This window comes from Aquitalea magnusonii, assembly GCF_002217795.2.
Lineage (GTDB): Bacteria > Pseudomonadota > Gammaproteobacteria > Burkholderiales > Chromobacteriaceae > Aquitalea > Aquitalea magnusonii_B.
This window is the reverse complement of the sequence record NZ_AP018823.1, coordinates 1,865,907-1,891,176: the sequence shown is the minus strand read 5'-3', so window position 1 is coordinate 1,891,176 and position 25,270 is coordinate 1,865,907. Positions and strand designations below refer to the sequence as shown.

The 25,270-nt window shown below is 58.2% G+C and carries 26 protein-coding genes; 16 read left to right on the top strand and 10 right to left on the bottom strand.

Annotated features, from left to right (window positions below; genetic code table 11):
• Window positions 1–42: 42 nt before the first annotated feature.
• From DLM_RS09085 to DLM_RS09060, 6 genes are all read right to left on the bottom strand, one after another.
• Entirely contained in the window at window positions 43–1,239 is a 1,197-nt protein-coding gene (locus DLM_RS09085) for a branched-chain amino acid ABC transporter substrate-binding protein (protein ID WP_089083372.1), read from the bottom strand.
• A 279-nt stretch (window positions 1,240–1,518) separates the two neighbouring features.
• Window positions 1,519–2,733, bottom strand: a complete 1,215-nt coding sequence (locus tag DLM_RS09080) for a branched-chain amino acid ABC transporter substrate-binding protein (protein ID WP_089083373.1) — start codon at window positions 2,731–2,733, stop codon at window positions 1,519–1,521.
• A 193-nt stretch (window positions 2,734–2,926) separates the two neighbouring features.
• On the bottom strand, window positions 2,927–4,015 hold the full coding sequence (gene hemH / locus DLM_RS09075; protein WP_089083374.1) for a ferrochelatase: 1,089 nt from the start codon (window positions 4,013–4,015) through the stop codon (window positions 2,927–2,929).
• A gap of 88 nt (window positions 4,016–4,103) precedes the next feature.
• Window positions 4,104–6,404, bottom strand: coding sequence for a DNA translocase FtsK (locus DLM_RS09070; RefSeq protein ID WP_089083375.1), 2,301 nt, complete (start codon window positions 6,402–6,404; stop codon window positions 4,104–4,106).
• Between the two features lie 94 nt (window positions 6,405–6,498).
• Window positions 6,499–7,599 (bottom strand): anhydro-N-acetylmuramic acid kinase, encoded by a 1,101-nt coding sequence (locus tag DLM_RS09065; protein ID WP_089083376.1) that lies wholly within the window; start codon window positions 7,597–7,599, stop codon window positions 6,499–6,501.
• Between the two features lie 14 nt (window positions 7,600–7,613).
• Window positions 7,614–8,945 carry a M23 family metallopeptidase gene (locus DLM_RS09060; protein WP_089083377.1) on the bottom strand — a complete coding sequence of 444 codons (1,332 nt, stop codon included), beginning with the start codon at window positions 8,943–8,945 and terminating at the stop codon, window positions 7,614–7,616.
• Between the two features lie 166 nt (window positions 8,946–9,111).
• Between DLM_RS09060 and DLM_RS09055 the strand changes: the two genes are divergently transcribed.
• Together DLM_RS09055 and recJ are read left to right on the top strand one after the other, a co-directional pair.
• Window positions 9,112–10,134 (top strand): hypothetical protein, encoded by a 1,023-nt coding sequence (locus tag DLM_RS09055; RefSeq protein WP_089083378.1) that lies wholly within the window; start codon window positions 9,112–9,114, stop codon window positions 10,132–10,134.
• Window positions 10,135–10,142: 8 nt separating this feature from the next.
• A complete protein-coding gene (recJ, locus tag DLM_RS09050; RefSeq protein ID WP_089083541.1) occupies window positions 10,143–11,834 on the top strand; it encodes a single-stranded-DNA-specific exonuclease RecJ in 1,692 nt (563 codons plus the stop codon).
• 265 nt (window positions 11,835–12,099) lie between these two features.
• Here the strand turns inward: recJ and gdhA are convergent, their stop codons facing one another.
• Window positions 12,100–13,437: an NADP-specific glutamate dehydrogenase gene (gdhA, locus tag DLM_RS09045; RefSeq protein WP_089083379.1), complete on the bottom strand. Its 1,338-nt coding sequence runs from the start codon at window positions 13,435–13,437 to the stop codon at window positions 12,100–12,102.
• Window positions 13,438–13,674: 237 nt separating this feature from the next.
• On the opposite strand from gdhA, the gene rmuC reads away from it, so the two are divergent.
• Both rmuC and DLM_RS09035 read left to right on the top strand, forming a co-directional pair.
• Complete coding sequence (rmuC, locus tag DLM_RS09040; RefSeq protein ID WP_089083380.1) at window positions 13,675–15,156, top strand: DNA recombination protein RmuC; 1,482 nt, start codon at window positions 13,675–13,677, stop codon at window positions 15,154–15,156.
• Window positions 15,157–15,262: 106 nt separating this feature from the next.
• Window positions 15,263–15,517 (top strand): hypothetical protein, encoded by a 255-nt coding sequence (locus DLM_RS09035; protein ID WP_089083381.1) that lies wholly within the window; start codon window positions 15,263–15,265, stop codon window positions 15,515–15,517.
• A 60-nt stretch (window positions 15,518–15,577) separates the two neighbouring features.
• On the opposite strand, the gene DLM_RS09030 is transcribed toward DLM_RS09035, so the two are convergent.
• The gene (locus DLM_RS09030; RefSeq protein WP_089083382.1) at window positions 15,578–16,630 is read right to left on the bottom strand and encodes an NADP(H)-dependent aldo-keto reductase; all 1,053 of its coding nucleotides are present in this window, start codon (window positions 16,628–16,630) and stop codon (window positions 15,578–15,580) included.
• A 150-nt stretch (window positions 16,631–16,780) separates the two neighbouring features.
• A complete protein-coding gene (locus DLM_RS09025) occupies window positions 16,781–17,134 on the bottom strand; it encodes a hypothetical protein (protein WP_089083383.1) in 354 nt (117 codons plus the stop codon).
• Window positions 17,135–17,349: 215 nt separating this feature from the next.
• Here DLM_RS09025 and DLM_RS09020 point away from each other — a divergent pair, with 215 nt between their 5' ends.
• The 9 genes from DLM_RS09020 (at window position 17,350) to DLM_RS08980 (ending at window position 23,362) form a co-directional block, all read left to right on the top strand.
• Window positions 17,350–17,631 (top strand): hypothetical protein, encoded by a 282-nt coding sequence (locus DLM_RS09020; RefSeq protein ID WP_089083384.1) that lies wholly within the window; start codon window positions 17,350–17,352, stop codon window positions 17,629–17,631.
• A complete protein-coding gene (locus DLM_RS09015) occupies window positions 17,628–17,999 on the top strand; it encodes a hypothetical protein (RefSeq protein ID WP_089083385.1) in 372 nt (123 codons plus the stop codon). The genes DLM_RS09020 and DLM_RS09015 overlap by 4 nt, the downstream gene beginning before the upstream one ends.
• Window positions 17,996–20,119, top strand: coding sequence for a replication endonuclease (locus tag DLM_RS09010; RefSeq protein ID WP_089083386.1), 2,124 nt, complete (start codon window positions 17,996–17,998; stop codon window positions 20,117–20,119). Before DLM_RS09015 ends, DLM_RS09010 begins: the two co-directional genes overlap by 4 nt.
• A complete protein-coding gene (locus DLM_RS09005; RefSeq protein ID WP_145985815.1) occupies window positions 20,101–20,364 on the top strand; it encodes a hypothetical protein in 264 nt (87 codons plus the stop codon). The genes DLM_RS09010 and DLM_RS09005 overlap by 19 nt, the downstream gene beginning before the upstream one ends.
• A 169-nt stretch (window positions 20,365–20,533) precedes the next feature.
• A complete protein-coding gene (locus DLM_RS09000; RefSeq protein ID WP_089083388.1) occupies window positions 20,534–21,040 on the top strand; it encodes a hypothetical protein in 507 nt (168 codons plus the stop codon).
• Entirely contained in the window at window positions 21,040–21,645 is a 606-nt protein-coding gene (locus DLM_RS08995; protein ID WP_089083389.1) for a hypothetical protein, read from the top strand. Before DLM_RS09000 ends, DLM_RS08995 begins: the two co-directional genes overlap by 1 nt.
• A gap of 317 nt (window positions 21,646–21,962) precedes the next feature.
• The gene (locus DLM_RS08990) at window positions 21,963–22,793 is read left to right on the top strand and encodes a major capsid protein P2 (RefSeq protein ID WP_089083390.1); all 831 of its coding nucleotides are present in this window, start codon (window positions 21,963–21,965) and stop codon (window positions 22,791–22,793) included.
• A 9-nt stretch (window positions 22,794–22,802) separates the two neighbouring features.
• The gene (locus DLM_RS08985) at window positions 22,803–23,111 is read left to right on the top strand and encodes a hypothetical protein (protein ID WP_089083391.1); all 309 of its coding nucleotides are present in this window, start codon (window positions 22,803–22,805) and stop codon (window positions 23,109–23,111) included.
• Window positions 23,112–23,113: 2 nt separating this feature from the next.
• Window positions 23,114–23,362: a hypothetical protein gene (locus DLM_RS08980; protein ID WP_089083392.1), complete on the top strand. Its 249-nt coding sequence runs from the start codon at window positions 23,114–23,116 to the stop codon at window positions 23,360–23,362.
• 38 nt (window positions 23,363–23,400) lie between these two features.
• On the opposite strand, the gene DLM_RS23025 is transcribed toward DLM_RS08980, so the two are convergent.
• Window positions 23,401–23,784: a hypothetical protein gene (locus tag DLM_RS23025; RefSeq protein ID WP_145985814.1), complete on the bottom strand. Its 384-nt coding sequence runs from the start codon at window positions 23,782–23,784 to the stop codon at window positions 23,401–23,403.
• A gap of 31 nt (window positions 23,785–23,815) precedes the next feature.
• On the opposite strand from DLM_RS23025, the gene DLM_RS08970 reads away from it, so the two are divergent.
• Genes DLM_RS08970 through DLM_RS08960 form a run of 3 tightly spaced genes read left to right on the top strand, consistent with a single transcriptional unit; the run spans window position 23,816 to window position 25,261 of the window.
• Window positions 23,816–24,169, top strand: coding sequence for a hypothetical protein (locus DLM_RS08970; protein WP_145985813.1), 354 nt, complete (start codon window positions 23,816–23,818; stop codon window positions 24,167–24,169).
• Between the two features lies 1 nt (window position 24,170).
• Window positions 24,171–24,734 (top strand): hypothetical protein, encoded by a 564-nt coding sequence (locus DLM_RS08965; protein ID WP_089083395.1) that lies wholly within the window; start codon window positions 24,171–24,173, stop codon window positions 24,732–24,734.
• Entirely contained in the window at window positions 24,734–25,261 is a 528-nt protein-coding gene (locus tag DLM_RS08960) for a tail fiber protein (RefSeq protein ID WP_089083396.1), read from the top strand. The genes DLM_RS08965 and DLM_RS08960 overlap by 1 nt, the downstream gene beginning before the upstream one ends.
• Window positions 25,262–25,270: the final 9 nt, after the last annotated feature.

The window sequence follows — 25,270 nt, the reverse complement described above, 5'->3', positions numbered from 1 at the left end:
ACGTGGCGTTTGTTTCACTCACTCAGGGCGGATGCCCCTATGCTATTGTGCTGCGCTTGCGGCAGCCGGCTTGGCTACCGATTCCCACTTGCCGTTCTTCAGCTGATACAGCGAAACGGTACCGTTGACAATATTGCCTTTCGGGTCGAAGGCGATGTCGCCGGTCACGCCTTGCAGCTTGGTCTTGGCGATTTCCGGCAGGTACTTGGCCGGATCGGCAGAGCCGGCACGCTTCATGGCTTCAATCAGCACGCGGGTGGCGTCATAGGTGTAAGGCGCATAGGCCTGGATGTCGGCATTGAAGCGCTTCTTGAACTTGTCGTTGAATGCTGCAAAGCCGGGCATGCTTTCCTTGGGTGCGCCGGCGCTGGAGGCATAGCTGCCTTCGGCATCCTTGCCACCCAGTTTGGCGAATTCGGCGGTATTCACACCGTCAGCACCCATGTAGTCGGCGGTGATGCCCAGTTTGCGCATCTGTTTGACCATCGGGCCGGCTTGTGCGTCCATGCCGCCGTAGAATACCAAATCAGGCTTCTCACCCTTGATGGAGGTGAGAATGGCCATGAAGTCGGTGGCGCTGTTGGTGGTGAATTCGCGCTTGATTACCTTGCCGCCGGCAGCTTCTACCGATTTGGCAAAGTCATCCGCCAGGCCCTGACCATAGGTGGTGCGATCGTCAATGATGGCAATGCGGCTACGCTTCAGATCGCCCACGGCAAACTTGGCCAGCGCCTGTCCCTGCTGCTGGTCGTTGGCAATGATGCGGAAGGTGTTCTTGAAGCCTTGCTCAGTGAACTTGGGGCTGGTAACCGAACCGGCAATCATCGGAATGCCTGCGTCCGAATAGATTTTGGATGCCGGAATGGCTGCGCCTGAGGTCAGGTGGCCGATTACGCCGGCAACCTTGTTGTCCACAAAGCGTTGTGCCACCTGGGTGGCGGTTTTCGGGTCGGCCTGGTCATCTTCCGAAACCACTTCGAACTTGACCGGCTTGCCGTCCAGTTTCAGGTTTTCAGCGGTGGCTTCTTCGGCAGCCAGCTTGACGCCATTGTCGGCATCGCGGCCCCAGTGCGCAAACGGGCCGGTCAGCGGATTGGCAGAGCCGATCTTCACGACCACGGCATCGGTGCTGGCTGCGGCGGCAGAGGCGTTTTGTTGCGAAGTGGCAGCGTCCTGCTTGCCGCAGGCGGTCAGTGCCAGCACGGCGGCAGTGATAAGGGTAATACGTGGGAGATACATGGAAATGCCCTGGTCTAATTAGAATTTGATGAGGGTCATTCGCCACGAAAGCTTTTGGCATTTCATGTCAGCACACCCCGGGGGTGGTGGGGTCTGTTGATGGCACCGAATGGATACAATCGACGCCACTGACTTGCACATTTTTGTTGTTCTGCCGCATTTCGTCAACCTTTGTGGCTGATCCAGATCAGATCGCAGTCAATACGGCCGAGTCATTGTCATGTCGGAAATGAAAAAAAGCGCAGCCTAGGCTGCGCTTTTTCAGAGGTGGAGCAGAACTTACTGCGCTGCGCTGGCTGCTGCCGGTGCGCCGCCAACGGTGGAGACCACTTCCCACTTGCCGTTCTTGACTTGGTAAACGGTAACGGCACCGTTCTTGATGTCGCCCTTGTCGTCAAAGGAGATCTTGCCGGTAACGCCGGTGTAGTCGGTCTTGCCAACTTCCGGCAGGTATACCTTGGGATCGGTGGACTTGGCGCGCTTCATGGCATCAACCAGTACACGTACGGCATCGTACTCATACGGAGCGTAGATCTGTACTTCGGTGTTGAACTTGGCCTTGAACTTGTCGTTGAAGGCAGCAAAACCCGGCATCTTGTCACGCGGTACGCCGCAACTGGAGGACAGTTGACCTTCAGCGGCTTCGCCAGCCAGCTTGATGAATTCCGGAGTCTGCCAGCCATCGCCACCCATCAGTTTGGCCTTGATGCCCAGGCGGGACATTTGCTTGGCCAGCGGGCCGGCTTGTGCGTCCATGCCGCCGTAGAAGATGACGTCCGGCTTGGTGGCCTTGATGGAAGTCAGAATGGCGTTGAAGTCGGTAGCGGTGTTGGTGGTAAATTCACGCTTCACCACTTCCAGACCCTTGGCCTTGACGGCTTTTTCGAACTCGTCAGCCAAGCCCTGACCGTAGGCGGTACGGTCGTCAATAATGGCAACCTTCTTGGCTTTCAGGCCGTCAGCAGCAAATTGACCCAGCGCAGTACCTTGTTGTACGTCGTTGGCAATTACGCGGAAGGTGGTTTTGAAGCCTTGCTTGGTGTAGTCCGGGTTGGTGGCGGACGGGGAGATTTGCGGCAGGCCGGCGTCGGAGTAAATCTTGGAGGCCGGGATGGTGGTGCCGGAGTTCAAGTGACCCACTACACCGACAACACCGGCGTCAACCAGGCGTTGTGCAACCTGGGTGCCGATTTTCGGATCACCCTGGTCATCTTCGGAAACCAGTTCGAATTTGACTTTCTTGCCACCGATCTCAACGCCTTCGGCGTTCAGGTCTTCAATGGCCAGCTTGGCACCAAATTCATTATCCTTGCCCAGATGCGAGATCGGGCCAGACATCGGGGATACCTGACCGATCTTCACGGTTACGTCACCACCGGCAGCAGCGGCTGCAGGAGCGGAGGCGGCACCGGCAGCCGGTTGCTCTTGTTTGCCGCAGGCGGCCAGGGTCATGGCAGCAGCAGCGATGAGGCTCAGACGAGCATACTTATTCATATTTTATTTCCCCTGATCTTATCTATGTAGACTTGGCGATCTCTGCGAGTAGTCCGATTAAAATTCAGACTTTACCCATTACTGATTCAGTCCATTCTTTTGGAATGGCCATCAGTTGCGCTGATTATGGGGAGCAGTTTGCGCGGGTGTCAACGGGGTTTATTCGTTGCCCCGCAATTTATTTTTATCGCCCTTAACAAGAGGCTCCAAGGGCTTGTGCGCGCTGCTGGCGGAGTGTGGCATCTTGTTCTATAACTTCCTGCCAGCCTTGAAGATTTTTCTCCACCAGGTCGGCCAGTGCGGCAATCCAGTGCGGGCTGTCATTCAGGCAGGGGATGTATCGGAATTCACCACCGCCGGCATGCTGGAAGGTGTGTTTTCCCTCCATGGCAATTTCTTCCAGTGTTTCCAGGCAGTCCCCGACAAAGCCCGGGCATATCACGTCCAGCGATTGGCAGCCTTGCTTGCCCAGTTGCTCGAATGTGGCGCTGGTATAGGGTTGCAGCCATTCCGCACGACCAAAGCGGCTTTGAAAGCTGATGACGTATTGCTCCTTGGTCAGTCCCAGACGTTCTGCCAGCAGGCGACCGGTCTTCAGGCATTCGCAGTGATAAGGGTCCCCTTTGTCCAGGGTAAAGCGTGGCACGCCATGAAAGCTCATCAGCAACTTTTGCGCACGGCCATTTTGCTGCCAATGTGCTTGCACTTGCTGGGCGAGGGCGTCGATGTAGCCCGGATCGTCGTGGAAGTGACGCACCGTGCGCAGCGTGGGCATGTTGCGCAACTTCATCAGCACCCGGAACACTTCATCCAGCGCTGTGGCGCTGGATGAGCCGGCATATTGTGGATACAAGGGCAGCACCAGCAGTTTGTCCACGCCCTTGGCACGCATCTGCGTGATGACCGACTCCACGGAAGGGTTGCCATAGCGCATGGCGTAGTCCACCACCACATTCCGCAGTCCGCGCTCACCCAGCAGGCCCTTGAGCAGGGCGGTCTGCTTGCGGGTATTTACCAGCAGCGGTGAGCCGTCCTTGGTCCAGATGCTGGCGTATTTTTCTGCCGACTGTTTGGGCCGGGTATTGAGGATGATGCCATTGAGAATCAGCCACCAGATGGCTTTGGGGATTTCAATGACGCGGGTATCGGACAGGAACTGCTTGAGATACGGGCGCAGTGCCTTGCCGGTGGGGGCTTCGGGCGTACCCAGATTGATCAGCAGGATGCCGGTGCTGGCTTGGCTGTCATGAGAGAAAGGTGGTTCTGGAAGGTATCCGGACATGGGGTTCTCGCTACCTGTTCAGGTGAAAGCTGCCGGCACAGTGGCCGGCAGTCATGGTGTCGTTGAGTGATTTGCCGGGCGGGCCGTGTCAGTCATCCCTGGCGGGGGCCAGCACGGTCCGGTTGCCATTGGTTTCCATGGCGGAAACCAATCCGGCGCTTTCCATCTGTTCTATCAAGCGCGCGGCACGGTTGTAGCCGATGCGCAGGTGACGCTGTACCGAGGAAATCGAGGCTTTGCGGGTTTTCACCACAATGGCCACGGCTTCGTCATATAGCGGGTCGGCTTCACCGCTGCCATCGACATCGCCGCCAGCGGGCGTGCCGGCTTCATCGGCTTCGGCCTGGCCGCTAAGTATGCCGTCGATATAATCCGGCTCGCCGGTGGTTTTCAGGAATTCCACCACGTGATGCACTTCATCGTCAGCCACAAAGGCCCCATGCACGCGATTGGGGTAGCCGGAACCTGGTGGCAGGTAAAGCATGTCACCTTGTCCCAGCAGGGCTTCGGCCCCCATTTGGTCCAGAATGGTGCGGCTGTCGATCTTGCTGGATACCTGGAAGGCAATGCGGGTGGGGATGTTGGCCTTGATCAGGCCGGTAATCACATCCACCGACGGGCGCTGGGTGGCCAGAATCAAATGAATGCCGGCGGCGCGGGCCTTCTGTGCCAGACGGGCGATCAGCTCTTCAATTTTCTTGCCGGCCACCATCATCAGGTCGGCCAGCTCGTCGATAACCACCACGATCAGTGGCAGGGTGTCCAGTGGCTCCGGGGTTTCCGGCGTCAGGCTGAAGGGGTTGGGGATTTTCTCGCCGGTCTTTTCCGCGTCCTTGATCTTCTGGTTGTAGCCCGCCAGATTACGCACGCCCAGTTTGGACATCAGGCGGTAGCGCCGTTCCATCTCGCCCACGCACCAGTTAAGCGCGTTGGCGGCCTGTTTCATATCGGTGACTACCGGGGCCAGCAGGTGCGGAATGCCTTCATACACCGACAGTTCCAGCATCTTGGGGTCCACCATGATCAGCCGGACTTCGCGCGCGGTGGATTTGTACAGCAAGGACAGAATCATGGCATTGATGGCTACCGATTTGCCAGAGCCAGTCGTGCCCGCTACCAGCACATGCGGCATCTTGGCCAGATCAACGGTGACCGGTTGGCCGGCAATGTCCTTGCCCACGGCAATGGCCAGGCGGGAAGTCATGTTCTGGTAGCCATCCGAGCCGATGATTTCCGACAGCCGCACAATCTGGCGTTTGGGGTTGGGCAGCTCCAAGCCCATATAGGTCTTGCCCGGTATGGTTTCCACCACCCGTACCGACACCAGTGACAGTGCGCGTGCCAGGTCTTTCATCAGATTGACGATTTGCGCACCTTTGACACCGACGGCCGGTTCGATTTCATAGCGGGTAATCACCGGCCCCGGGTAGGCGGCAATCACTTTTACATCCACACCAAAGTCCGCCAGCTTGCGCTCAATCAGGCGCGAGGTGTACTCCACGGTTTCAGCAGAAACCGGTTCGTGCTGATCCTTGGGTGCCTCCAGCAAGCTCAGTCCCGGCAGCTCGCCACTGGCTGGATCTGCAAACAGCGATTGCTGCACCGGCTTTTGCGCCTTGGGCGAGAGCGGGACTTCACTGAGCGTGGCCTCGATGCGTACCGGGGTCTTGTCTTCCTGCTTTTTCTTTTCCGTGCTGACCTTGGCCTCACGCTGCTGGGCGGTTTCCCGGCCGATTTCCCGGTCCTTGCGCGCCTGCCAGCCATGCCACAACTTGAGTACGGCATCCTCCAGCGTGCCACCGATCTTTTCCATGATGTCCAGCCAGGACAGGCCGGTAAACAATGAAAAACCGATTGCTCCAGTCACTGACAGCAGCAGGTAGGCCCCGGACTGGCCCAGCCCGTGACTCAGCGCCTTACCCAGCCAGTGGCCCAGCATGCCGCCAGGTGCCAGCGGCAGGTTTAGCTGTTTGCCTGACAGAACGATGCCTTCCACGCTGGAGCTGGAAAGCAGCAGCAAAAAAAAGCCTCCCATGGCGGCCAGCGTCATCGGATTCAGGCGGAAGCCCAGTGTTTCCATGCGGCGATAGCCCCAGGCAATGGCAACCAGGCAAAACACCACCAGCCACCAGGCGGACAGGCCAAAAATATACAGCAGCATGTCTGACAGCCAGGCACCAAAGGCCCCGCCGTAGTTGCGCACGGTAGGGTCGGAGGAGCTGTGGGACCAGGAAGGGTCTTGTGCCGAATAGCTGGCCAGTACTAGCACCAGGTAGACCGCAGCCACTGCCATCAGCAGCCACCAGGCTTCACGCAGCAGACTGGCTAGTTTGGGCGGCAATGGCGTCTGGCTGTTCTTGACGACGGCCTTTCTTTTGAAAAGTCGCATTTTTCTCGTTATGGGCTATGACAGTGGGTGATTATAGCCTGACAAGCCTGTCTGGCGTGTCGGCAGTTGTCAGCGGCATGCTGCATTTGCATGTTTACGCCGGGTAGAGTGCGCCCAGCACCCGCAATCCGGCGGCACCCGTGACTTCCGGCAGGTTGGCCGGCAAGCGATGACAGAAGCGCCATGCCAGCCAGGCGAAGGCGGCGGCTTCCACCTGATTGGCCGGCAGGCCGATTTCTGCCGTGCTGTGAATGGCGATGGCCGGCAGTTGCTGTTGCAGTGCCTGCATCAAGGCCCGGTTCAGTGCGCCGCCACCGCACACATAAATACTGGCGGTATCCGGGCAGTAACGATGGATGTCATGCGCAATGCTGATGGCGGTGAGCTGCAGCAAGCTGTGTTGGACATCCTGCGGCGCAATGGGCGGCTGTGTTGCCAGTTGCTGCTGCAGCCATTCTAGGCTGAACAGATCCCTGCCCGTGCTCTTGGGGGGCTGCTGCCGGAAGTAGGCATCGGCCAACATCTGTTGCAGCAAGGCTGGATGCAACTGGCCGCTGGCAGCCCAATTGCCATCGGCATCATATGCCGCGCCAGTATGTAGCTGGCACCAGGCATCCAGCAGCATATTGCCCGGACCGCAATCAAAGCCGCATGTCGGCAAGTTCTTGGCCAGGCGGGTCAGGTTGCTGATGCCGCCAATGTTCAGGATGACCCGGTTTTCAGCATCACTGGCAAAGATGTCCTGATGAAATGCCGGCACCAGTGGTGCGCCATGTCCGCCGGCAGCCACATCGCGGCTGCGGAAATCAGCAATCACATCAATGCCGCTCAGTTCGGCGAGCAGTGCGGCGTTGCCGATCTGCAAGGTGTAGCCCTCGTGCGGGGCGTGGCGAATGGTCTGGCCATGGCAGCCGATGGCACGGATGGCGGCAGCAGGTAGCGCACAAGCAGCCAGCAGACGGGCCACCACTTCGGCATACAGTCGGGCCAGCGCATTGCCCAGTTGGGCGGCGCGGTCCAGTTCGTTATTGCCCACTGCCTGCAACGCCAGTACCTGCTGCTTGATCGAGTCGGGGAAGGGCAGGAAGCTGTCCGCTTCCACATGGGGGCGTCCGTGTTCATCCATGCACAGCAAAACGGCATCCACGCCATCCAGGCTGGTTCCCGACATCAATCCTATATAGCGTTCCGTCATTTCAGTAGGTCTTCTCAAGAATCCAATTGCGCAATATTGGCCGGCGTTGCTTGCAACAGCGCCAGCTTGGCCTGCCACTGCCTGCTGCTGGCGATGAAATCCGCCTTTTGTCGGCCAGCCAGCGCCGGTGCCGGCAAAATCGCAGTGGCCGGATCTACCGCCAAGCCATTCAGGCGGGTTTCAAAATGCAGATGCGGCCCCGTGCTGCGCCCGGTGTTGCCGACATAGGCCAGCAACTGGCCGGCCTGTACCTGCTGCCCAGCCCTGATGCCGGGTGCAAAGCGCTGCAGATGTGCATAAAGCGTGGTCAGCTTGGCATTATGGCGCAGGGTGAGGACCTTGCCATAGCCATTCTGCGTGTCGATGCTGACGATGGTGCCCACTGCTGGCGCCCGCACCGGGGTGCCGGATGCCGCGGCGTAATCGATGCCTTGATGCTGGCGGATGCTGTGCAGCAATGGATGGTAGCGGGTTCCGAAGCCGGAGCTGATGCGTGGATTGCTTAGTGGTGCCATGGCCAAACCCTGCTTCAATGCCATGCCGTTGGCGTCGTAATAGCTGCCGCTTTCGCTGTCGTGCGCAAAGCGGAAGGCTTGGTGGATCTTGCCGCGCTGCCGGATGTGGGCTGCCATGATATTGCCATTGGCAATCGGGCTGCCGGCATGCAGCAGGCTCTCATGCACCAGTGCAATGCTGTCGCCAGCCTGCAGCTCGGCGAGATTGACGCGATCGGCAAAAATATCCGCCAACTGGGCGATGATGTCCGGCCCCAGGCCGGCGGCCTTCAGTTCGGCAAGGGCATCATGGCGGATGGTCAATGCATGCAGACTGTCCATGGTTTCGGTCGCAGCAGGATCGGCACTGGCTTGCCAGCGACCATCACGCTGACGGGCCAGAACCAGTATTTTTTCGCCATTCTCATCATCATGCAGAAACTGCAGGCTGAATAATGCACCGGCGTCATTGGTCTCTACGGCAAGGGTGGCACCGGGCTGCAGGCGCAGCAGCTCGCGTGACAAGGTACTATTGGCCTGAAAATGCCGCGCATCGGTATCGCTGATGCCCAGCCGATTCAATACCCTGGCAATGCTGTCGCCGCGCCTGACGGTTTCGTGACGCCAGTAGCGGGTGTCGCTCTGGCTAAAGTTGAAGGTGGGCAGCGCCAACTGCTGCGTGATCAGCGGCTGTGAGACGGCGGGTGGTGTTGCCGTGCCTGGTGCCACGGCAAAGGCAGTGACCATGCCGAACAAGGGCAGGCTGGCAGCCAGCCCAAGCCAGCTAAGCTGATGATTGAACAGATGGCGCGCACAGTTTTGCGGTAACTGCAGCAGTTTGCGATAATTCATGACTCGATGCATGCCAACAGGTGGCATCGGAAGAAACAGGGTGGGTGGAAATCGGCAATTGCCCGGCCAGCTTGGGCGAGAGGCATTGTCATAAGTTCCGCCGCCATTCTTTTCAATCAGGGTCCCGGCCATGCCGCCAGGCCCCTGTCTGCATGACACTCATTCAATGAAGCTGACATTGCTGTTGCCTGGCCTTAATTGGCTGGACGCCCATGACGGGGCCGAAGTTTGCCGTGGCCTGACCTTGCCTGCGCTGTCGACATTGCTGGGACGTGGCCGACTGCTACGCCATGCCCCGACACTCACCACGCTGTACCAGCACGGCCTTGGGGTGGATGGCAAGGGCATGGCTGCCCGTTATGCCGCCACCGCCGCTCTGCCAGCAGGACACTGGCTGATGGCAGATCCGGTGCATGTCCGCATCGACCGTGACCGCGCCTTGCTGGCGGACGTGGGGGTCATGCGGGTGGCGCAGGACGAAGCGGCAGCCCTGACTGCCAGCCTCAATCAGCATTTTGCCGAAGACGGCCTGCGGTTTTATCCGGTAGAGCCAGGCCGTTGGCTATTGCAACTGTCGGCGGCGGCCGATGCCGTCTTTACGCCTCTGGCCGATGCGGTGGGGGAAAATGTCAACGCGCACCTGCCTGTTGGTCCGCGCGGCCTGCATTGGAGCCGTTTGCTCAATGAAATGCAGATGCTGCTTTATACCCACCCGGTCAATGATGCCCGCGAGTTAGGTGGCGAATTGCCGGTCAACAGTGTCTGGCTGTGGGGGGAGGGCAAGGCGAATGCTGAGGAGGCCGCCGTGCCGCGTGTGGACTTGCTGCTGACTGATGATGCCTTGCTCCAGTTGCAGGCCATGGCGGTGGGAGTGGCGACAGAGTCTGCTCCGTATGACTTTGCCGGCCTGCTGGAGCAGACTGCCAGTCTTGCCGGCAGCGGACACGTCCTGTTGTTGCAGGATCGCCTGCTGGCTGCCGCACAGTATCGTGATGCCTGGGGGTGGCGCGAACAATTGCAGCGCATGGAGTCAGACTGGTTCCAGCCCTTGTTGCAGGCCCTCAAGCAGGGACGGTTGCGCCAATTGCACATACTGAGCCATGGCCCGGCCGGGGTGGATGTCCGCATTGGCCGGCAAGATTTGTGGAAATTCTGGCAGCGGCCGCAGTCGCTGGCTGCCCTGTACTGAAAGTGAATATGTCGCGCATTGTTACCCGCAGTGTTCCTGCCGATTGCCACTCCACATTGCTGGCGCAAGGCTTGAGCCCGCTGATGGCCCGCCTGTACGCTGCCCGTGGCATTGCCGGCAGTGATGAGCTGGATTACGGCCTGAAGGCCCTGCTGCCATACCATGACATGAAAAACATCCAGGCAATGGCCCGCCGCCTGGCAGATGCAATTGCTGGCGGAGCGCGCATGCTGGTGGTGGCTGATTACGATGCCGATGGGGCCACGGCCTGCACGGTAGCGGTCAAGGGCCTGTCCATGCTGGGTGGCAAAGTCGATTTCATCGTCCCCAACCGTTTTGAATACGGTTATGGCCTGACCCCCGAGATTGTTGACCTGGCCGCGCAGAGCCGACCCGACATCATCGTCACCGTGGACAACGGCATTGCCAGTGTGGCTGGCGTAGAGCGTGCCCGCGCATTGGGCATCGAGGTGCTGATTACCGATCACCACCTGCCAGGAGACGAGCTGCCTGACGCGCTGATCGTCAACCCGAACCAACCCGGCTGTGGCTTTCCCTCCAAGAACCTGGCCGGTGTCGGCGTGATGTTCTACGTGCTGATGGCCTTGCGCGCAGAACAGCGCCAGCGCGGTATTTATGCCGGAAAAACCGAGCCCAATCTTGGCGAGTTGCTGGACTATGTGGCACTGGGTACGGTGGCCGACGTGGTACGGCTGGACCAGAACAACCGCATCCTGGTGGAAAACGGCCTGCGTCGCATGCGGGCGGGGCGCATGGCACCGGGCATTGCCGCCTTGTTCCGTATTGCGGGACGTGCGCATTACAAGGCCAATGCATTTGATCTGGGATTCACCTTAGGTCCGCGTCTGAATGCTGCCGGACGACTGGATGACATGAGCCTGGGCATCGCCTGCCTGCTGGCCAACAGTGAAACACAGGCCATGACCCTGGCGCAGGAGCTTGACCGGCTGAACCGCGAACGGCGCGTCATCGAGCATGGCATGCAGGATGAAGCACTGGCCGTGCTGGCCAGCATCGACCCGGCCGACCGCTACACCCTGGCACTGTACCGGGAAGACTGGCACCAGGGCGTGGTAGGCATTGTGGCATCGCGACTGAAAGAACGTTTTCACCGCCCCTCCATCGTGTTTGCGCCGGGTGACGAGGGCGAAATCAAGGGCTCAGGGCGTTCCATCCCCGGTTTTCACCTGCGGGATGCGCTGGATCTGGTGTACAAGCGCAATCCGGGGTTAATCCTGAAATTTGGCGGCCACGCCATGGCGGCCGGGCTTACCCTGGCCGCCGCACGCTTTGCTGAGTTCCTGCACGCCTTTGAACAAGTAGGGCGGGAATTACTGGATGAAAACCAGCTAACCCGTACCATCGAGACTGATGGCGGACTGGATGTAGGCGATCTGCATCTGCCCTTGGCCGAACAACTGGCTGCCGAGGTGTGGGGGCAGGGCTTCCCCGTGCCGTATTTTCATGATCGGTTTGCGGTCATGAGCCAGCGCGTGGTGGGTGACAAGCATCTGAAGCTGCGCATTGCCAAACAGGGGCAGGAGTTCGACGCCATGTTGTTTAATCAGGTGGACTGGCTGCCCGATAACATCAGCGCCGTCTACCAGTTGGTGGCCAATGAATGGCAGGGGCGCAAGGAGCTGCAGATCTACCTGCAGCATTGGGCGGCGGCTGAGTAGCCGCGGTATCGCGAATGATGAGTGGAGCAAACGGCCCGGCGGTGCCAACGCACTGGATACCGCTCAGGCCGTGCGTAAGCAGGTAAACGAGCTGTCCGCCCACCCCGCTGAAAACTGGCGACTGAGCGTGAGGGGATGGGCATGCATGATCCACGCCCTGCCGCAGTAATAAGCGTGGTGGCCAAACTGCACCGGCTATCCAGTCAGCAGTAGCTGCCAGGCCACGCACAATATTGCCCAGCCCAACCCGCCACCTCACACAGCGCTACAGCACGCCTTGGGCCAGCATGGCATCCGCCACTTTGACGAAGCCGGCAATATTGGCCCCGCGCACATAGCTGACCCGGCCATCCGCCCCGCGCCCGTGGTTGACACAAGCCTGGTGAATACCTTGCATGATGGCATGCAGGCGCGCATCCACTTCCCCGTGCGTCCAGTTCATGCGCGCCGCATTCTGGCTCATTTCCAGCCCGGAGGTTGCCACGCCACCAGCGTTGCTGGCCTTGCCCGGCGCGTACAGAATGTCGGCCTGCTCGAAGCACTGCACGGCTTGCCAAGTGGATGGCATATTGGCACCTTCGGCAACGCAGCACACGCCGTTTGCAATCAGGCTGCGTGCATCCGCCTCGTCCAGCTCATTCTGCGTGGCGCAGGGCAGGGCGACATCCACCGGCACATGCCAAGGCCGCACGCCGGGAAGGAAGGGCAGGCCAAGCCGGGCCGCGTAGTCGCTGATACGACCGTAATGGTGGTTTTTCACCTCCATCAATTCCGCCAGCTTGGCAGGGGTGAAGCCCTGTTCATCCAGCACCGTCCCGCTGGAGTCTGAAGCGGTCAGCACCTTGGCCCCCAGCTCCATCGCCTTGGCAATGGCGTACTGCGCCACATTGCCCGAGCCGGATACGCTCACCCGCATTCCCTCCATCGACAGGCCTCGGGTTTTCAGCATTTCCTGGGCAAAATACACCGTCCCGTAACCGGTAGCCTCTGGCCGCATCAGCGAACCACCAAAGCTCAGCCCCTTGCCGGTGAAGACACAATCCGCCCGATTGCTCAGTTTTTTGACCATGCCCGCCATGTAAGCCACTTCGCGACCGCCGACGCCGATATCACCGGCGGGTACGTCGGTATCGGCACCAATGTGTCGCTGCAACTCACTGGCAAAAGCCTGGCAAAAGCGCATCACTTCACCCGGACTCTTGCCTTTGGGATCAAAGTCGGCACCCCCCTTGGCACCGCCCATCGGCAGTGTGGTGAGTGCGTTTTTCAGAGTCTGTTCAAAGGCAAGGAACTTGAGTACCGACAGATTGACCGAGGGGTGAAAACGAATACCCCCCTTGTAGGGGCCGATCGCCATGCTGTGTTGCACCCGGTAGCCACGATTGAGCTGTACGCGGCCATGGTCATCGGTCCAGCAGACTCGAAACATGACAATGCGCTCCGGCTCAGCCATGCGCTCCAACAGGGCTTGCGCGGTATAGTGGCTGTGCTGGTGCAGGAAAGGTGTCAGGCTGTCGTATACCTCGGTGACAGCCTGAATGTATTCCGGTTGTCCGGGGTTGCGTTGCTGAAGTTGATCAAGCAGGCGTGACATGTCGAACATGGCGATATCTTCTTGCGTTGGTCGATGAAGGCATGAGTGTAGCCAGCTCGCACGCGACTGCAGCAGCCGCTACGGTCCATGGCAAGAAAATCGGAATTTGCCTGCTGCAGCAACGAAAATTCGACAGCGGTCTTACTGACGATGCACAAGGGAAGGAGCAGACCATCAGATGAATATGTACATATTCAAACATCTCCGCTATGCTCCGCCAACAACTTCGCGATGGTGCAGACAAGCATGATTGAACTGGCATTGGCCATACTGCTCAGCGGCGGCGCCTGCTATTTGCTCGCCCATTACCGTGCGCAACGCATGCACGCCATCCAGACGCAGCAGTGGTTGCAACAGGAAGCCAGCCTGCAGGCGCGGCTGGATGCGCTACAGGAAAATCTGCAATCAACCCGGCAACGGGAAAACGAACTGCAGCAAGACAATCTCAGCCTGCGCCAGCAACTTTCCGAAGCCCAGCAGCAGACCGCGGCACACTGGGCCAGCCGCCAGGAACAATCGCGCCAGTTAGAGCAGCTACGGGCCGATGCCCAATTGCAAGCCCGGCATCTACAGCAACAGGCTGGCGAACTGATTCGCCTGAGTGGCCGTGAACAGGAATTGCAAACCCAACTTCAGATGGAACGGCAGCAATCGGCAGAGAAACTGGCGCTGCTGAGCGAAGCACGCGAAGCGCTGGGCAATCAGTTCAAGGCGCTGGCCAGTGACATCCTGGAAGAAAAGTCCAGACGCTTCACCGAGCAGAATCAGCAAAATATCGGTGCGATGCTCGGTCCATTACATGAGCGCATTCAGGGTTTTGGCAAGCTGGTGCAGGACACCTACGACAAAGACTCAAAAGAACGCCTGACTCTGGAACAGGAATTGCGCCGGCTGCAAGAGATGAATACCCGGCTGAATCAGGATGCCATCGCGCTGACCCAGGCGCTGACCGGTGCCAGCAATAAAACCCAGGGCGGCTGGGGAGAAATGGTGCTGGAGAAAGTGCTGGAAACATCCGGCCTCAGCCGGGACCGCGAGTACCGTGTACAGGTATCGGATGTGCTGGAAACCGAAGACGGGCTCAAGCGCTACCAGCCAGACGTGGTGATCTACCTGCCGGAAGGCAAGCAACTGGTTGTGGATTCAAAAGTCAGTCTGAATGCCTATGTGCGTCATGTCGGCGCAAGCGATGATGCAAGCCGTGAGCAGGCGCTGAAAGCACATGTGGCAGCCATTCGCCAGCATATCCGCAGCCTGTCGGAAAAACGCTACCAGGATCTGTACAGCCTTAATACTGTGGACTTCGTGTTCATGTTCATTCCGGTTGAACCTGCGTACCTGCTGGCGGTACAGCATGATATGAGCCTGTTCAATGAGGCATTCGAACGCCGCATCATGATTGTCGGCCCATCCACCTTACTGGCCACGCTGCGCACAGTCGCCAGCATTTGGCGCTATGAGTACCAAAATCAAAACGCACAGGAAATCGCGCGCCAGAGTGGGGCCATGTATGACAAGCTGGCAGGTTTCGTTGGCAATATGGAAAAGCTGGGTAAACAGCTGGACGGTGCGCGCGATGTCTTCGGCGATGCCATGCGTCAACTCTCCACTGGCCGTGGCAATTTGTTGTCCAGCGCCGAACGCTTGCGCAAGATGGGCATCAAACATGGCAAACAACTGCCAGCCCACTTGCTGACCGACGAAGCAGAAGAGGGCGCTGAGCGTTGAGCCACGGCAGGGGTGAAGAATTTCTGCCAAATGGTTAAGATAGCGCCGGTAAAAGATGAAGCATGGTCGCAGCCTTGCGGCCTGCATAACAAACAGGAGTATCAGTATGGTGTTCTTCAAGGTTCCGATGCGCAATTCCAGCGAATGGGAAAAAATGTACGACTTCATCATTGTGGAAATGAAGTCTGCCGACGAGCTGGATGATGTGCTGTCTGCCACGCTGTATGACGTATTTGGCGAGTTCGATGACGAGCAGCCGGAAAACTGGCAACCGCAGCAGTTGACACTGGAGCAAGCGCTGGCATCCGGCTGGCCCATCTTCAGCTATGCCATGTACCAGCGTGAAAAAGACATCGCCTGATCGGTGTCAAATCAAAAAAAGCCCTGATGTGTCAGGGCTTTTTTTATTGGCGGCAACCGATCAAGGGCAGGGGTTGGGAATGCGCAGATGAATGGCTTCCAACTCCTGCAGGATGGCTTCATCAAGCTGGATGTGGATGCTGTCCAGATTTTCCTGCAACTGGGCGAGGGTAGTGGCACCGATAATATTGCTGGTCACGAAAGGGCGCGTGTTGACAAACGCCAGAGCCAACTGCGCGGGACGCAAACCATGGCGCTGCGCCAGATCCACGTAGGCACGGGTTGCTGCTTCTGCAGATGCGCTGCTGTATCGGCTGAAACGTTCAAACAGGGTCAGGCGGGCAGCGGCAGGGCGCTGCCCATCCAGATATTTGCCACTCAAGACACCGAAAGCCAATGGCGAATAAGCCAGCAGCCCCACATTTTCACGCCGACTGAATTCGGACAAGCCGATTTCAAACAGCCGATTGAGCAGGCTGTATGGATTCTGGATACTGACTACGCGTGGAAGGCCCAGATTTTCGGCAGCCTTCAGAAACTGTGCCACACCCCACGGGGTTTCGTTGGACAAGCCGATGGCGCGGATTTTCCCGGCGTCGATGAACTCCTTGAGAATGGACAGCGTTTCTTCTATCGGCGTGCTACCTTCGGGATCATCCTGCCAGGGAAAACCAAGTGTGCCAAAGGTATTAGCAGTACGATCCGGCCAGTGGAGCTGATAGAGATCGAGATAGTCGGTTTGCAAGCGGCGCAGGCTGTCGTCCAGTGCCTGGGTGAGATTCTTGCGATCAAAATGCGGTTTGCCATCACGGAAATGGCTAGGTCGCTTCGGATCAGTTGCCGGACCGACAGCCTTGCTGGCCAGTACGATGCGGTCACGCTGTCCGGTTTTCTTCAGCCAGCTACCAATATAGGACTCCGTCAAGCCCTGCGTCTCAGGCCGCGGTGGCACCGGGTACATTTCAGCAGCGTCCAGAAAGTTGACGCCATGCTCAAGTGCCAGGTCAATCTGGCTATGCGCCTCAGCCTCGGTATTCTGTTCCCCCCAGGTCATGGTTCCCAGGGCAATCACGCTCACCGACACATCAGTGTCGCCCAGCTTGCGATATTGCATGATTCTTGTCTTTCAATGCGGTGGATGGGGTAGTACATAGTACTGATGCGAACGATAACTGAGAAGCCACATATCGTTATATACAAAGCATTCTGGGCATTTCCTATAGTTCGCATAATATATATTTTAACGGCATAAAAACCACGCTTTTTATGCCATGCACCGCATCATCCGAACTGCTGGCATCAGCCATTTCGAATCAAGATTTTCCCTAATGTTTTCCTCAAGTTGCGGGCCTTCGATGGCCTCCCAAAGCGACATCCACACCTGCATTTCTTCGGGGCTTTGTGCCCGTTCGTAATGGGTCGAGACGTAAAGGTATTTCGGGTCAATTTCAATCAAAAAAGCGATGCGATTACACACTATTTTGTCAAGAAATGTTTTCCGCGTTCTGTAGCTGGATAAAGTTGCGGAGGAAACGCCCAATAATTTGGCAATTGCGTAATCAGACTGAACGGAAACCTTTGATTTCAGTACGGAAATCCATTCGATAGATGTAATCATTTTAAAATTTCCCACAAGTTTCCCTCCTACATATATAGGCCGATAAGCGTCGATCGGCAACGGTCAGACGCAGCAGAAACACTAGGGGAGCATTAGATATCATTGGCCCCAGCGGCACTGCTTCACCCTACGAATTCACCATAAAAATTCCGACAGCATGAAGTGGGCCGCGTTCCCTAAATTTCTAATCCGTTACCGTTACGGGGGAATGCGTCATGTGCCGCAATAAATCACAAGATTTATCCAAACATCATAATTTGAAAGCTCTAAAAGCAGCCTTCAAAAGTATTAACAAAGATTACAAAGATTTCAGTGAAAACAAACATTACTGGTTGGCTTTTGGAATGGCCGGTGAAATGTTTGGGTGGGACATTGCCAGCAATGTGCGGAAATGGTCAGACGCAAAAGTATCTGACGGTAAGTACGTTTGGACTGATATGGAGCGCGGATATAAATTCGCTATGCGTAAAAATGTAATTGCTGGATGGATTAAATGAACCATCCAGCAATGTCGGCTATCAGCCAAATTCTTGCCAAAGCCCTGCCGCCAGCCGGCACACCGCAAGCGGCAAGCCGCGACTACTTGCAGCCTGTCGAGCAGGTGCAAGCCCGCACGCTGACCCCTGGGCAGCTGGATGCGATAGCGCGGATTCAGGACGGGCTGCGCACCATCATGGAAATTGAACAGCAGATCAACCTGACCATGGCGGCAGAGCGCCTGCAGGTGGAACCGCTGAAAATCTATGCCTGCGGCGATCTGTGGCACCAGTTCGAGGGCTTGCTCTTTGGACATAACATTGCCTCCGCCAAGCTGCGCAATGGGGCGGCAGTGGTGGCAAAACAGAAGGCCGCGAAAGCTGCATGATGGCTGTGCAGTCATTTGCCAAGCGCTCTGATGTGCTACCGGTGGCCAGCTGGGTGCGGGATTACCTGCATCGTGCTGAATTGCCGGCGCTGACAGAAAAGGCCATCGCACGCGAATATCGCAAGCGGGCCGACAAGGGAACCGTGCAGGATGCTGACCTGTGGGTTACCCGGACGCTTGAATCAATCCCGACCGGGGTTGATCTGCGGGCAGATGATGAAACCCTGTGCCGTGATGCGGAATCGTTCGCCTCTGAGTGCTGGGCGCTCCGCCAGATTATGGAAAACGTCGATTCCGATGTTTTCCACCTGCTGCCACTGCTGGACTACTGCCAAGAAAAGGGATTTGACGCACCGGATGCGCAGCAGGCTGCTGGCATCTGGGCGCGTGCATGTGACCCACGGTGGTGGCGTCGTCGCCTTCGCCAGCGTCAGCGGCGGGCCGTCGAGCAGATCAATGTCGATCTGGGCCGGGTGCATCGTTATGCCGGGTTGTATTGCTCGGCTGACACGATGGCGGCCCGCAAGCGCCAGAAAGAACGAAACCGCAATCTGCTGGCTTCCATGCAGGCCGTCAACGAGATGGGCCAGGTATACACGCTGGAAGAGTTGGCAGCGGTTTCAAACAGCAATCCTGCAATCCGTCGTGCAGAACTGATGACCCGCATTGCAGGCTTTGAATTGATCGCCATTGGCATGGGTCATGCCGGCGAGTTCTACACGCTGACCACTCCGTCAAAATTCCATGCCCGCCATGGGCAAACCGGTCACGAAAATGAAAAGTGGGCGCGCAAATACGCGAGGGACGCGCAGCAGTACCTGTGCAAAGTCTGGGCGCGTATTCGTTCGGCACTGTCCCGCAATGGTCTGAAAATCTATGGTTTCCGCGTTGCGGAGCCGCACCACGATGGCACCGTTCACTGGCACATGCTGTTTTTCATGGAGCCGGGCGCTGTCGATAAGGTGCGCGAGATCATGCGCAAGTACGCGCTGGCTGAGGATGGCCACGAAAAAGGCGCGCAAGAAAACCGCTTTGAGGCAAAGGCCATCGACTGGAGCCAAGGCTCTGCTGTTGGCTACATCGCCAAATACATTTCCAAGAATATCGACGGTCTGCGCGCTGATGGCGTTGATTCTGGCGACGACCTAGAGGCCGAAGGGCCGATGTCTGGACAGGAAGGCGCTGCCCGTGTGGATGCCTGGGCATCGACTTGGGGCATTCGTCAGTTCCAGCAGATCGGCGGGCCACCGGTAACCATCTGGCGTGAACTGCGCCGGGCGCAGCTGACCGGTGACGACGCCAAACAAGAGCAACTTGCCTACGTGCTGTGGCGCGAGGTGCGTGGCCTGCCGGCTGGGCCGCAGTCGTTGCTGGATGAAGCGGTGGAAGCTGCTGACGGTGGCCACTGGAATACCTTTGTCCGCCTGCTGGGTGGCCCATTCGTTCCTCGCCAGGAATTGCCGCTGTCTGTTCATCGTGCCGACGTGGACGAGGATGCCCGTAACCGTTACGGGGAAATCATGCCGGGTCGTGTTCTTGGCGTTGTCGAATTTTCCACCGGCCAGATGGTAACCAGCCGTGTGCATCAGTGGGTTTTGCAGCGTAGCGGCGAAGCCGCGCAGCCTTGGAGCACTGTCAATAACTGTACGGATACGGAAAACCGCCGACTTTACCAAGCGGAAATTCCTGCCGAATGGCTGGAAAGAACACTGAACAGCGGCACGCCCATGCTGCCGCTGGACGAATACGAACAAATGCAGCCGCGTGCGCTTCGGCCTGATGAAGCCGAAGCCATCCGTGTTGCTGAGGAGGAAGCCCGCCAGCAAAAGGGGATTAGCTGGGGGCTATATCGAAGCCGCGAGACACTGCGCGGCTGGCGCTTTGCCGGCATTGCCGGGTTAGGAAACCGTGATGGACGAAAAATTGAAACAGCTGCAGCAAGCAGCCCAGGCACTGGCCACCGCCAACATGATGAACGCGCAGCAGCGGGCCGGGGCATTTGCCGCAGCCACGATGCAGGCAGTAACCGCCTTGCGGGAGGAAATTCACCAGCTGCGCGCGGAACTGCAGGGCTTGAAAACAGCATCGCAAGGGCGCAGTCATGGCTAAAGGCGATTTGATCGGTCACATGGATTGTCCGTGCTGCGGCATGGAAGCCGAAGTCAATGAAGACAAGAACGGAAAACCGCTGATGTTTTGCCGCAAGGGCTGCAAGGCGCAGATGTTCACCCGCAAGCCGGAACAGGTAGACGGGCTGCTGGCCCGGATTCGTCGCGCCATGGTGCAAGCCGTACCGAAGGCCGACGAACAGAAGCCGGAACCGGCCAAGTCCGGCTTCTGGGAAAACCTGACGGGGGTGGCATGAAGCTGCGCGATCTGAGCAAAGTCAACATGTGGCATCTGATGTCTAGTGCCGGCGTAGTGTCGCCGGCTTGGGATTTGGCTGGTATCCAGCCGGTTAACTCCCGGCCTGCGCCGGGTCGCCGTAGTGGTGTGGCTGCGGCCCGCCGTGCAAAGCATAAGGGGAAGAAGTGATGGCAGGAAAAGACGAACAGGCAGCGAACGTATCCGAAGAACTGGCCAGCCCGGAACTGGATGCCATCGTGGCGGCGCATGAGCCCGCCGCTGGTGCGGAATTCATTCCGGGCCAGCCGGAGCCGGCTGAAATGGGAAATGCCAAGTGCGTGGCCATGGGTCTGGAAATGGCTGTGGCCATGGGAAAGGCTTATTTCCCGTCGTTGGAGCGTACCGCTCCGCCTGAGAAATGCCAGGAAGTGGCGGCCAGCGTCGGCGCGGTGCTGGACAAGTACGGCGTAGCCGCTGGCGGCTGGATGACGCAGTACGCTGCAGAGCTGGGGGCGTTGGTGACTTGCTCCACATTCGGTTTCGGCGTCTATGCCGGCATCAAGGCCGACATTGCGGCCCGCGAGGCCGAAGCCAGCCAGCGCCCGGCACCGCCTCCGGCGAATGTGCCAGAAATGGCACCGGCAAAGCCCGCTGACGATGCCGCCAACCTGCCGGGCTGGAAAGACCTGCCCTGATGGCCGGCAGTGACAACAAGGCACACATTGAGGCCGTCATGGGTGCATCCGGCTGCGGCAAAAGCCATTACATCAAGGGCTGCATTAAAAAAGCCAAGCCGCACCGGCTGATTATCTGGGATGCCCGCGAAGAGTACGGCGACTTTGCCACGCCCACGGCCAGCCTGAATGATCTACTCAAGGGACTGCGTTCCGGCAAGCGGCTGCGCCTGGCATACCGTCCAAAGACCATGGATGAAAAGCTGCTGAAATCCAAGTTTGAGGCGGTATGCAAGCTGGTTTTTGCTGCTGGCAATCTGACCTTCATTGCAGAGGAACTGTCTGACGTGACTTCCGCTTCATGGGCTCCGGGGCCGTGGCGGCAGATCAGTACACAGGGCCGGCACCGTGGCCTTACCGTGTACGGCACCAGCCAGCGCCCGGCCAGCATCGACAAGCATTTTCTGGGCAATGCCACGCATGTTAGAACACACCGACTTAACTATCAGACTGACCGCCAGGTATTGGCACAGTTTTTGGACATCCCGCTGGAAAAGGTAGTGGCCTTGCGTGAGTACGGTTGGATCATGCGGGACATGGGAAAAGGTGAAATTTCGACCGGCTAGGCATTGCCGATAAGTACGCTAATCGGAAAAATTCAGGAAATACGTGTCATAACCGCAACAGAAACCGGCCTCGCGCCGGTTTTTTTTCGACCTATTTCCCGTAACCGTTACGGGAATGGGGGGATTGAGGCCGTTACGGGGGCTGGATACGCTGGGCGCTCAATTTGATTGTTCAACCACCCATAGGGGAAAAGAGTATGCCGAGTGTGAAACAGATTACCGCCATGGCCGTTCCGGTCGCGCTGATTATGGCGCTGGTTTGGCGCGTTCAGCCCGTCCGCAAAATCGTCATTGGCCAGTAACGGTAAGGGGCTGGCATGACCAAATACGTTCAGAAGTGCAACCCGTTCAGCAATGTGACCGCTAACGGCGTGGCCACTGTCAGCCTGCAAACCGGGCCGACTTACAAGCGCATCATCATGGCGCTGGGTGGCACTACTTTCCTGAAATCCAACATCGTGGATATCAAGGTAAAAATCCAGGGCAAAACCATCATCCAAGCTTCCGGCTCGGACTTGGACACCATCAACAAGTTCAAGGGCATTTTCGATGATCCGGGTTTCCTGACAATCGACTTTTCCGAGATCCGGGCGCGCACCATCAACGGTGAAATGCTGGGTGCGCTGGATACCAGCCGTATCAGTTCCTTCACGCTGGAAATCAAGATTGCCGGTGCAACTGCCCCGACGCTGGATGCCTGGGCGGAACTGGATGACCCGCAAGCCGGCAGCGCTGACCGTGGCGTTGAATTCATCGTTCACAAGCTGCTGCAGTATCCGGTTTCCGCAGCCACTTCCGGCCTGTTCAATATCGACAGCCTGCCGAAGGGTGACACCGGTACGCTGTTCAAGCGTATCCACATCATCGGCCAGGGTGGCGCGAACATCGTCACGGATTCCACCGTGAAAATGAATGGCCTTGTCATTCATGAAACCAGCGACAAGCTCAACCGCTTCCGCCAGCAGGAATACCGTCGTGTGCCGCAAGCTGCCATGCACACCATTGATTGGGTGCTGGACGGCAATCAGTCCAACATGCTGGACACTCGCGGCAACAGCGTGCGCAACCTGCAATTGCTGCTGAACCTGTCTGCCGCTGGCCAGATGTACGTCTATGTAGAAGCCATTGACGCCATCGGCAACCTGTAAGGGGGCCAAATGGATACGGATAGCTTCATGGGCGTGACTGACGGCTTGATGGGCGGTAGCGGTGATAGCGGCGGCTCCATGTGGGATGGCTGGGGTGATGTTCTCAAACAGACGGTCGGCTATGCCGCGAAGTCTGCAATTGATGCTGAATACAACTACCCGCATGAAATCGCACAGCGACAACTCGCGCTGCAAGGCCAGGACGGCGAAACCTACACGGCGGGCGATGTCACGAAACCGGGCGGTCTGGCCAAGATGATGCCGCTGCTGCTGATGGCTGGCGGTGCTGTCCTGCTCGTTTACCTGCTGAAAGACTGATTATGTGGGGAATGGTAGCAGGGCAGGCAATTGGCGCAGCCGGCAAGGCCATGCAGGCACCAGGGGCCGGCCCGTCGTCGGCCTCCAACAAATCCAGCAGCGACAACAGTAGCGCCCAAAAAGGCGTCATGGATGGCAGCAACTGGACGGTCAACTACGGAAACATGGCGCAGTCCAGCCCGGCCAATCTGCTGATTTATGCCGGCGTGGCCTTTGTCGGACTGTTGATCTGGAAGAAGTTTGCAAAATGATCATCAGGCTGACTAACGGGGATGAATCCCCGCACTTGCTACCCATGCTGGAAAAGGCAGTGCGGCATGACCCGACTGTTGATGATGTCCGGCAGCTGCTGCCGGGCTGCAAGCTGTTTGCCGTCGAACACGATGGCGCAGACGTTGCGGCCTTCCTGCTGCGGTGGGAGTCCAGCGAATGCGTCATTGTGGCGGCGGGCGGCAGTTTGCCGGGCGTCAGCCTGCTGGATGTGATCGTGCCGCACATTGAGCGCAATTGCCGGGCTGATTTCGTACGCATTCACTCGGCCCGCCCAGGCATTGCCCGCAAGTTGGCGCGGCATGGTTACGGGGTGGCCGAAGTGGTTTACAGAAAAGAGGTGTGGCATGGGCGGTAAAAGCTCGTCCAGTAGTTCCAGCAGCACGCAGAACACGACGAACAACAGTTACACCAGTACCAGCAAAGACAATCGCTTGTCGATGCAAAACGGTGTCGGCGTCACGGATTCCAGCGGAAACACTATCAACGTACTGGATGGCGGCGCAGTAGCCGGGGCCATTGATCTGGCCAAGAGTGGCCGGGACTTGGCCAGCAAGGATTTTTCCGAGGTCGTGAATGCCGGGAAATACCTGCTGGACAAGGCTTATGCCGAAGTGGATGCCGGTCGTGGTGCAGTCAAGGAAACGCTGTCCAGCGTGGGCCAGATGTACCAGACGGCGCGAGAAACGGAGTTATCGAAAGATGCGCAACCGACTAAGCAAATTTTGGCCGTCGCCGGTTTTACCGTGGTGGGGCTGGCTGCTCTGGCAGCAATGAAAAAGGGCTGACATGCAGACGACAAGCCAAATTCTCAACGCTGGCCAGACGCTGGCCATTGCCGAAGTGGGCGCGTACTTCCAGATATTCGAAAGCTACGCGCCGGTAACGGTGCGTTTCATGATCAACGGCAAGGTACTGATGACTGCCGAAGACATGGAAGCCGGATTCTATGCGTCGCCAGGTGATGGCTTTGATCGTGTCGAACTGACAAGCGCGACGCAGCAAAAGGTCAAGATCGGCATTTCCGACGGCAGCGGCGGCACGAATCGCATGACCGGCAATGTCAATGCCACCATCCAAACAGCATCCAGCGTGCTGAATCGCGCCATTGTGAACGTCGGGACGGTGGAAACACCGCTGATGGCACAGCGCTCTGACCGCTACGGCTTCCGCGTACTGAATAGCGGGGCAACCAACATCGCCATTGGCGGGCCGGGTGTGACATATGCCACAGCGGTCATCGTGCTTGCCGCTGGTGAAGTGTGGAATGAAGAGACTGCACCGGGGGCGGCATGGGTGGCCATTAGCGATGCGGCCGGCGGCGTGCTGAAAGCCATGGAACTGATTGCGTGATGCGGTCGGCAAGAATAAAGCGCAAGACTGGCACGGCTGGTCTTGTCAACGTGGAGGGAACGATTTTCATGGCAGGTGAAATTGTCCACTTTGCCGGGGCATCGGCCCCGGTGGGCTGGCTGAAATGTAATGGGGCGGCGGTGAGCCGTTCAACATATGCCGTGCTGTTTGCGGCACTGGGGACGCAGTACGGCGCAGGCGATGGCACAACGACATTCAACCTGCCGGACTATCGCGGAGAGTTCCTGAGGGGGCTGGATGATGGCAGGGGGGTTGACGCGGGGAGAGCACTAGGTACTGCACAGACTGACGCATTGCAAAATATCACTGGCAATTTTGGGGTCTATTCCAGTACGTCGAATGCAGGGGCCACCGGGGCATTTAGTGGTTCTATGTCTTCAACTGCGCTATCGGGGGGCGCGTCTGTCTACTCAGTAAGCGTGGGTATTGATGCGTCACGAGTGGCCAGGACGGCGGCAGAGACACGCCCGCGCAACGTCGCGGCGCTAGTGCTCATCAAATACTAAAGGGGCCGT

Excerpts from the sequence above, each read along its gene's own strand:
- DLM_RS09065 (WP_089083376.1), bottom strand. The coding sequence starts at position 7,599 with ATGACGGAACGCTATATAGGATTGATGTCGGGAACCAGCCTGGATGGC.
- DLM_RS09030 (WP_089083382.1), bottom strand. The coding sequence starts at position 16,630 with ATGCAATATCGCAAGCTGGGCGACACTGATGTGTCGGTGAGCGTGATT.
- DLM_RS09020 (WP_089083384.1), top strand. The coding sequence starts at position 17,350 with ATGTGCCGCAATAAATCACAAGATTTATCCAAACATCATAATTTGAAA.
- DLM_RS09000 (WP_089083388.1), top strand. The coding sequence starts at position 20,534 with ATGGCAGGAAAAGACGAACAGGCAGCGAACGTATCCGAAGAACTGGCC.
- DLM_RS09025 (WP_089083383.1), bottom strand. The coding sequence starts at position 17,134 with ATGATTACATCTATCGAATGGATTTCCGTACTGAAATCAAAGGTTTCC.
- DLM_RS09010 (WP_089083386.1), top strand. The coding sequence starts at position 17,996 with ATGATGGCTGTGCAGTCATTTGCCAAGCGCTCTGATGTGCTACCGGTG.
- DLM_RS09015 (WP_089083385.1), top strand. The coding sequence starts at position 17,628 with ATGAACCATCCAGCAATGTCGGCTATCAGCCAAATTCTTGCCAAAGCC.
- DLM_RS08995 (WP_089083389.1), top strand. The coding sequence starts at position 21,040 with ATGGCCGGCAGTGACAACAAGGCACACATTGAGGCCGTCATGGGTGCA.
- DLM_RS09055 (WP_089083378.1), top strand. The coding sequence starts at position 9,112 with ATGAAGCTGACATTGCTGTTGCCTGGCCTTAATTGGCTGGACGCCCAT.
- gdhA (WP_089083379.1), bottom strand. The coding sequence starts at position 13,437 with ATGTTCGACATGTCACGCCTGCTTGATCAACTTCAGCAACGCAACCCC.
- DLM_RS09005 (WP_145985815.1), top strand. The coding sequence starts at position 20,101 with ATGGCTAAAGGCGATTTGATCGGTCACATGGATTGTCCGTGCTGCGGC.
- rmuC (WP_089083380.1), top strand. The coding sequence starts at position 13,675 with ATGATTGAACTGGCATTGGCCATACTGCTCAGCGGCGGCGCCTGCTAT.
- DLM_RS09070 (WP_089083375.1), bottom strand. The coding sequence starts at position 6,404 with ATGCGACTTTTCAAAAGAAAGGCCGTCGTCAAGAACAGCCAGACGCCA.
- DLM_RS08985 (WP_089083391.1), top strand. The coding sequence starts at position 22,803 with ATGGATACGGATAGCTTCATGGGCGTGACTGACGGCTTGATGGGCGGT.
- hemH (WP_089083374.1), bottom strand. The coding sequence starts at position 4,015 with ATGTCCGGATACCTTCCAGAACCACCTTTCTCTCATGACAGCCAAGCC.
- DLM_RS08980 (WP_089083392.1), top strand. The coding sequence starts at position 23,114 with ATGTGGGGAATGGTAGCAGGGCAGGCAATTGGCGCAGCCGGCAAGGCC.
- DLM_RS09080 (WP_089083373.1), bottom strand. The coding sequence starts at position 2,733 with ATGAATAAGTATGCTCGTCTGAGCCTCATCGCTGCTGCTGCCATGACC.
- DLM_RS09060 (WP_089083377.1), bottom strand. The coding sequence starts at position 8,945 with ATGAATTATCGCAAACTGCTGCAGTTACCGCAAAACTGTGCGCGCCAT.
- DLM_RS08960 (WP_089083396.1), top strand. The coding sequence starts at position 24,734 with ATGCGGTCGGCAAGAATAAAGCGCAAGACTGGCACGGCTGGTCTTGTC.
- recJ (WP_089083541.1), top strand. The coding sequence starts at position 10,143 with ATGTCGCGCATTGTTACCCGCAGTGTTCCTGCCGATTGCCACTCCACA.
- DLM_RS08965 (WP_089083395.1), top strand. The coding sequence starts at position 24,171 with ATGCAGACGACAAGCCAAATTCTCAACGCTGGCCAGACGCTGGCCATT.
- DLM_RS08990 (WP_089083390.1), top strand. The coding sequence starts at position 21,963 with ATGACCAAATACGTTCAGAAGTGCAACCCGTTCAGCAATGTGACCGCT.
- DLM_RS09085 (WP_089083372.1), bottom strand. The coding sequence starts at position 1,239 with ATGTATCTCCCACGTATTACCCTTATCACTGCCGCCGTGCTGGCACTG.
- DLM_RS09035 (WP_089083381.1), top strand. The coding sequence starts at position 15,263 with ATGGTGTTCTTCAAGGTTCCGATGCGCAATTCCAGCGAATGGGAAAAA.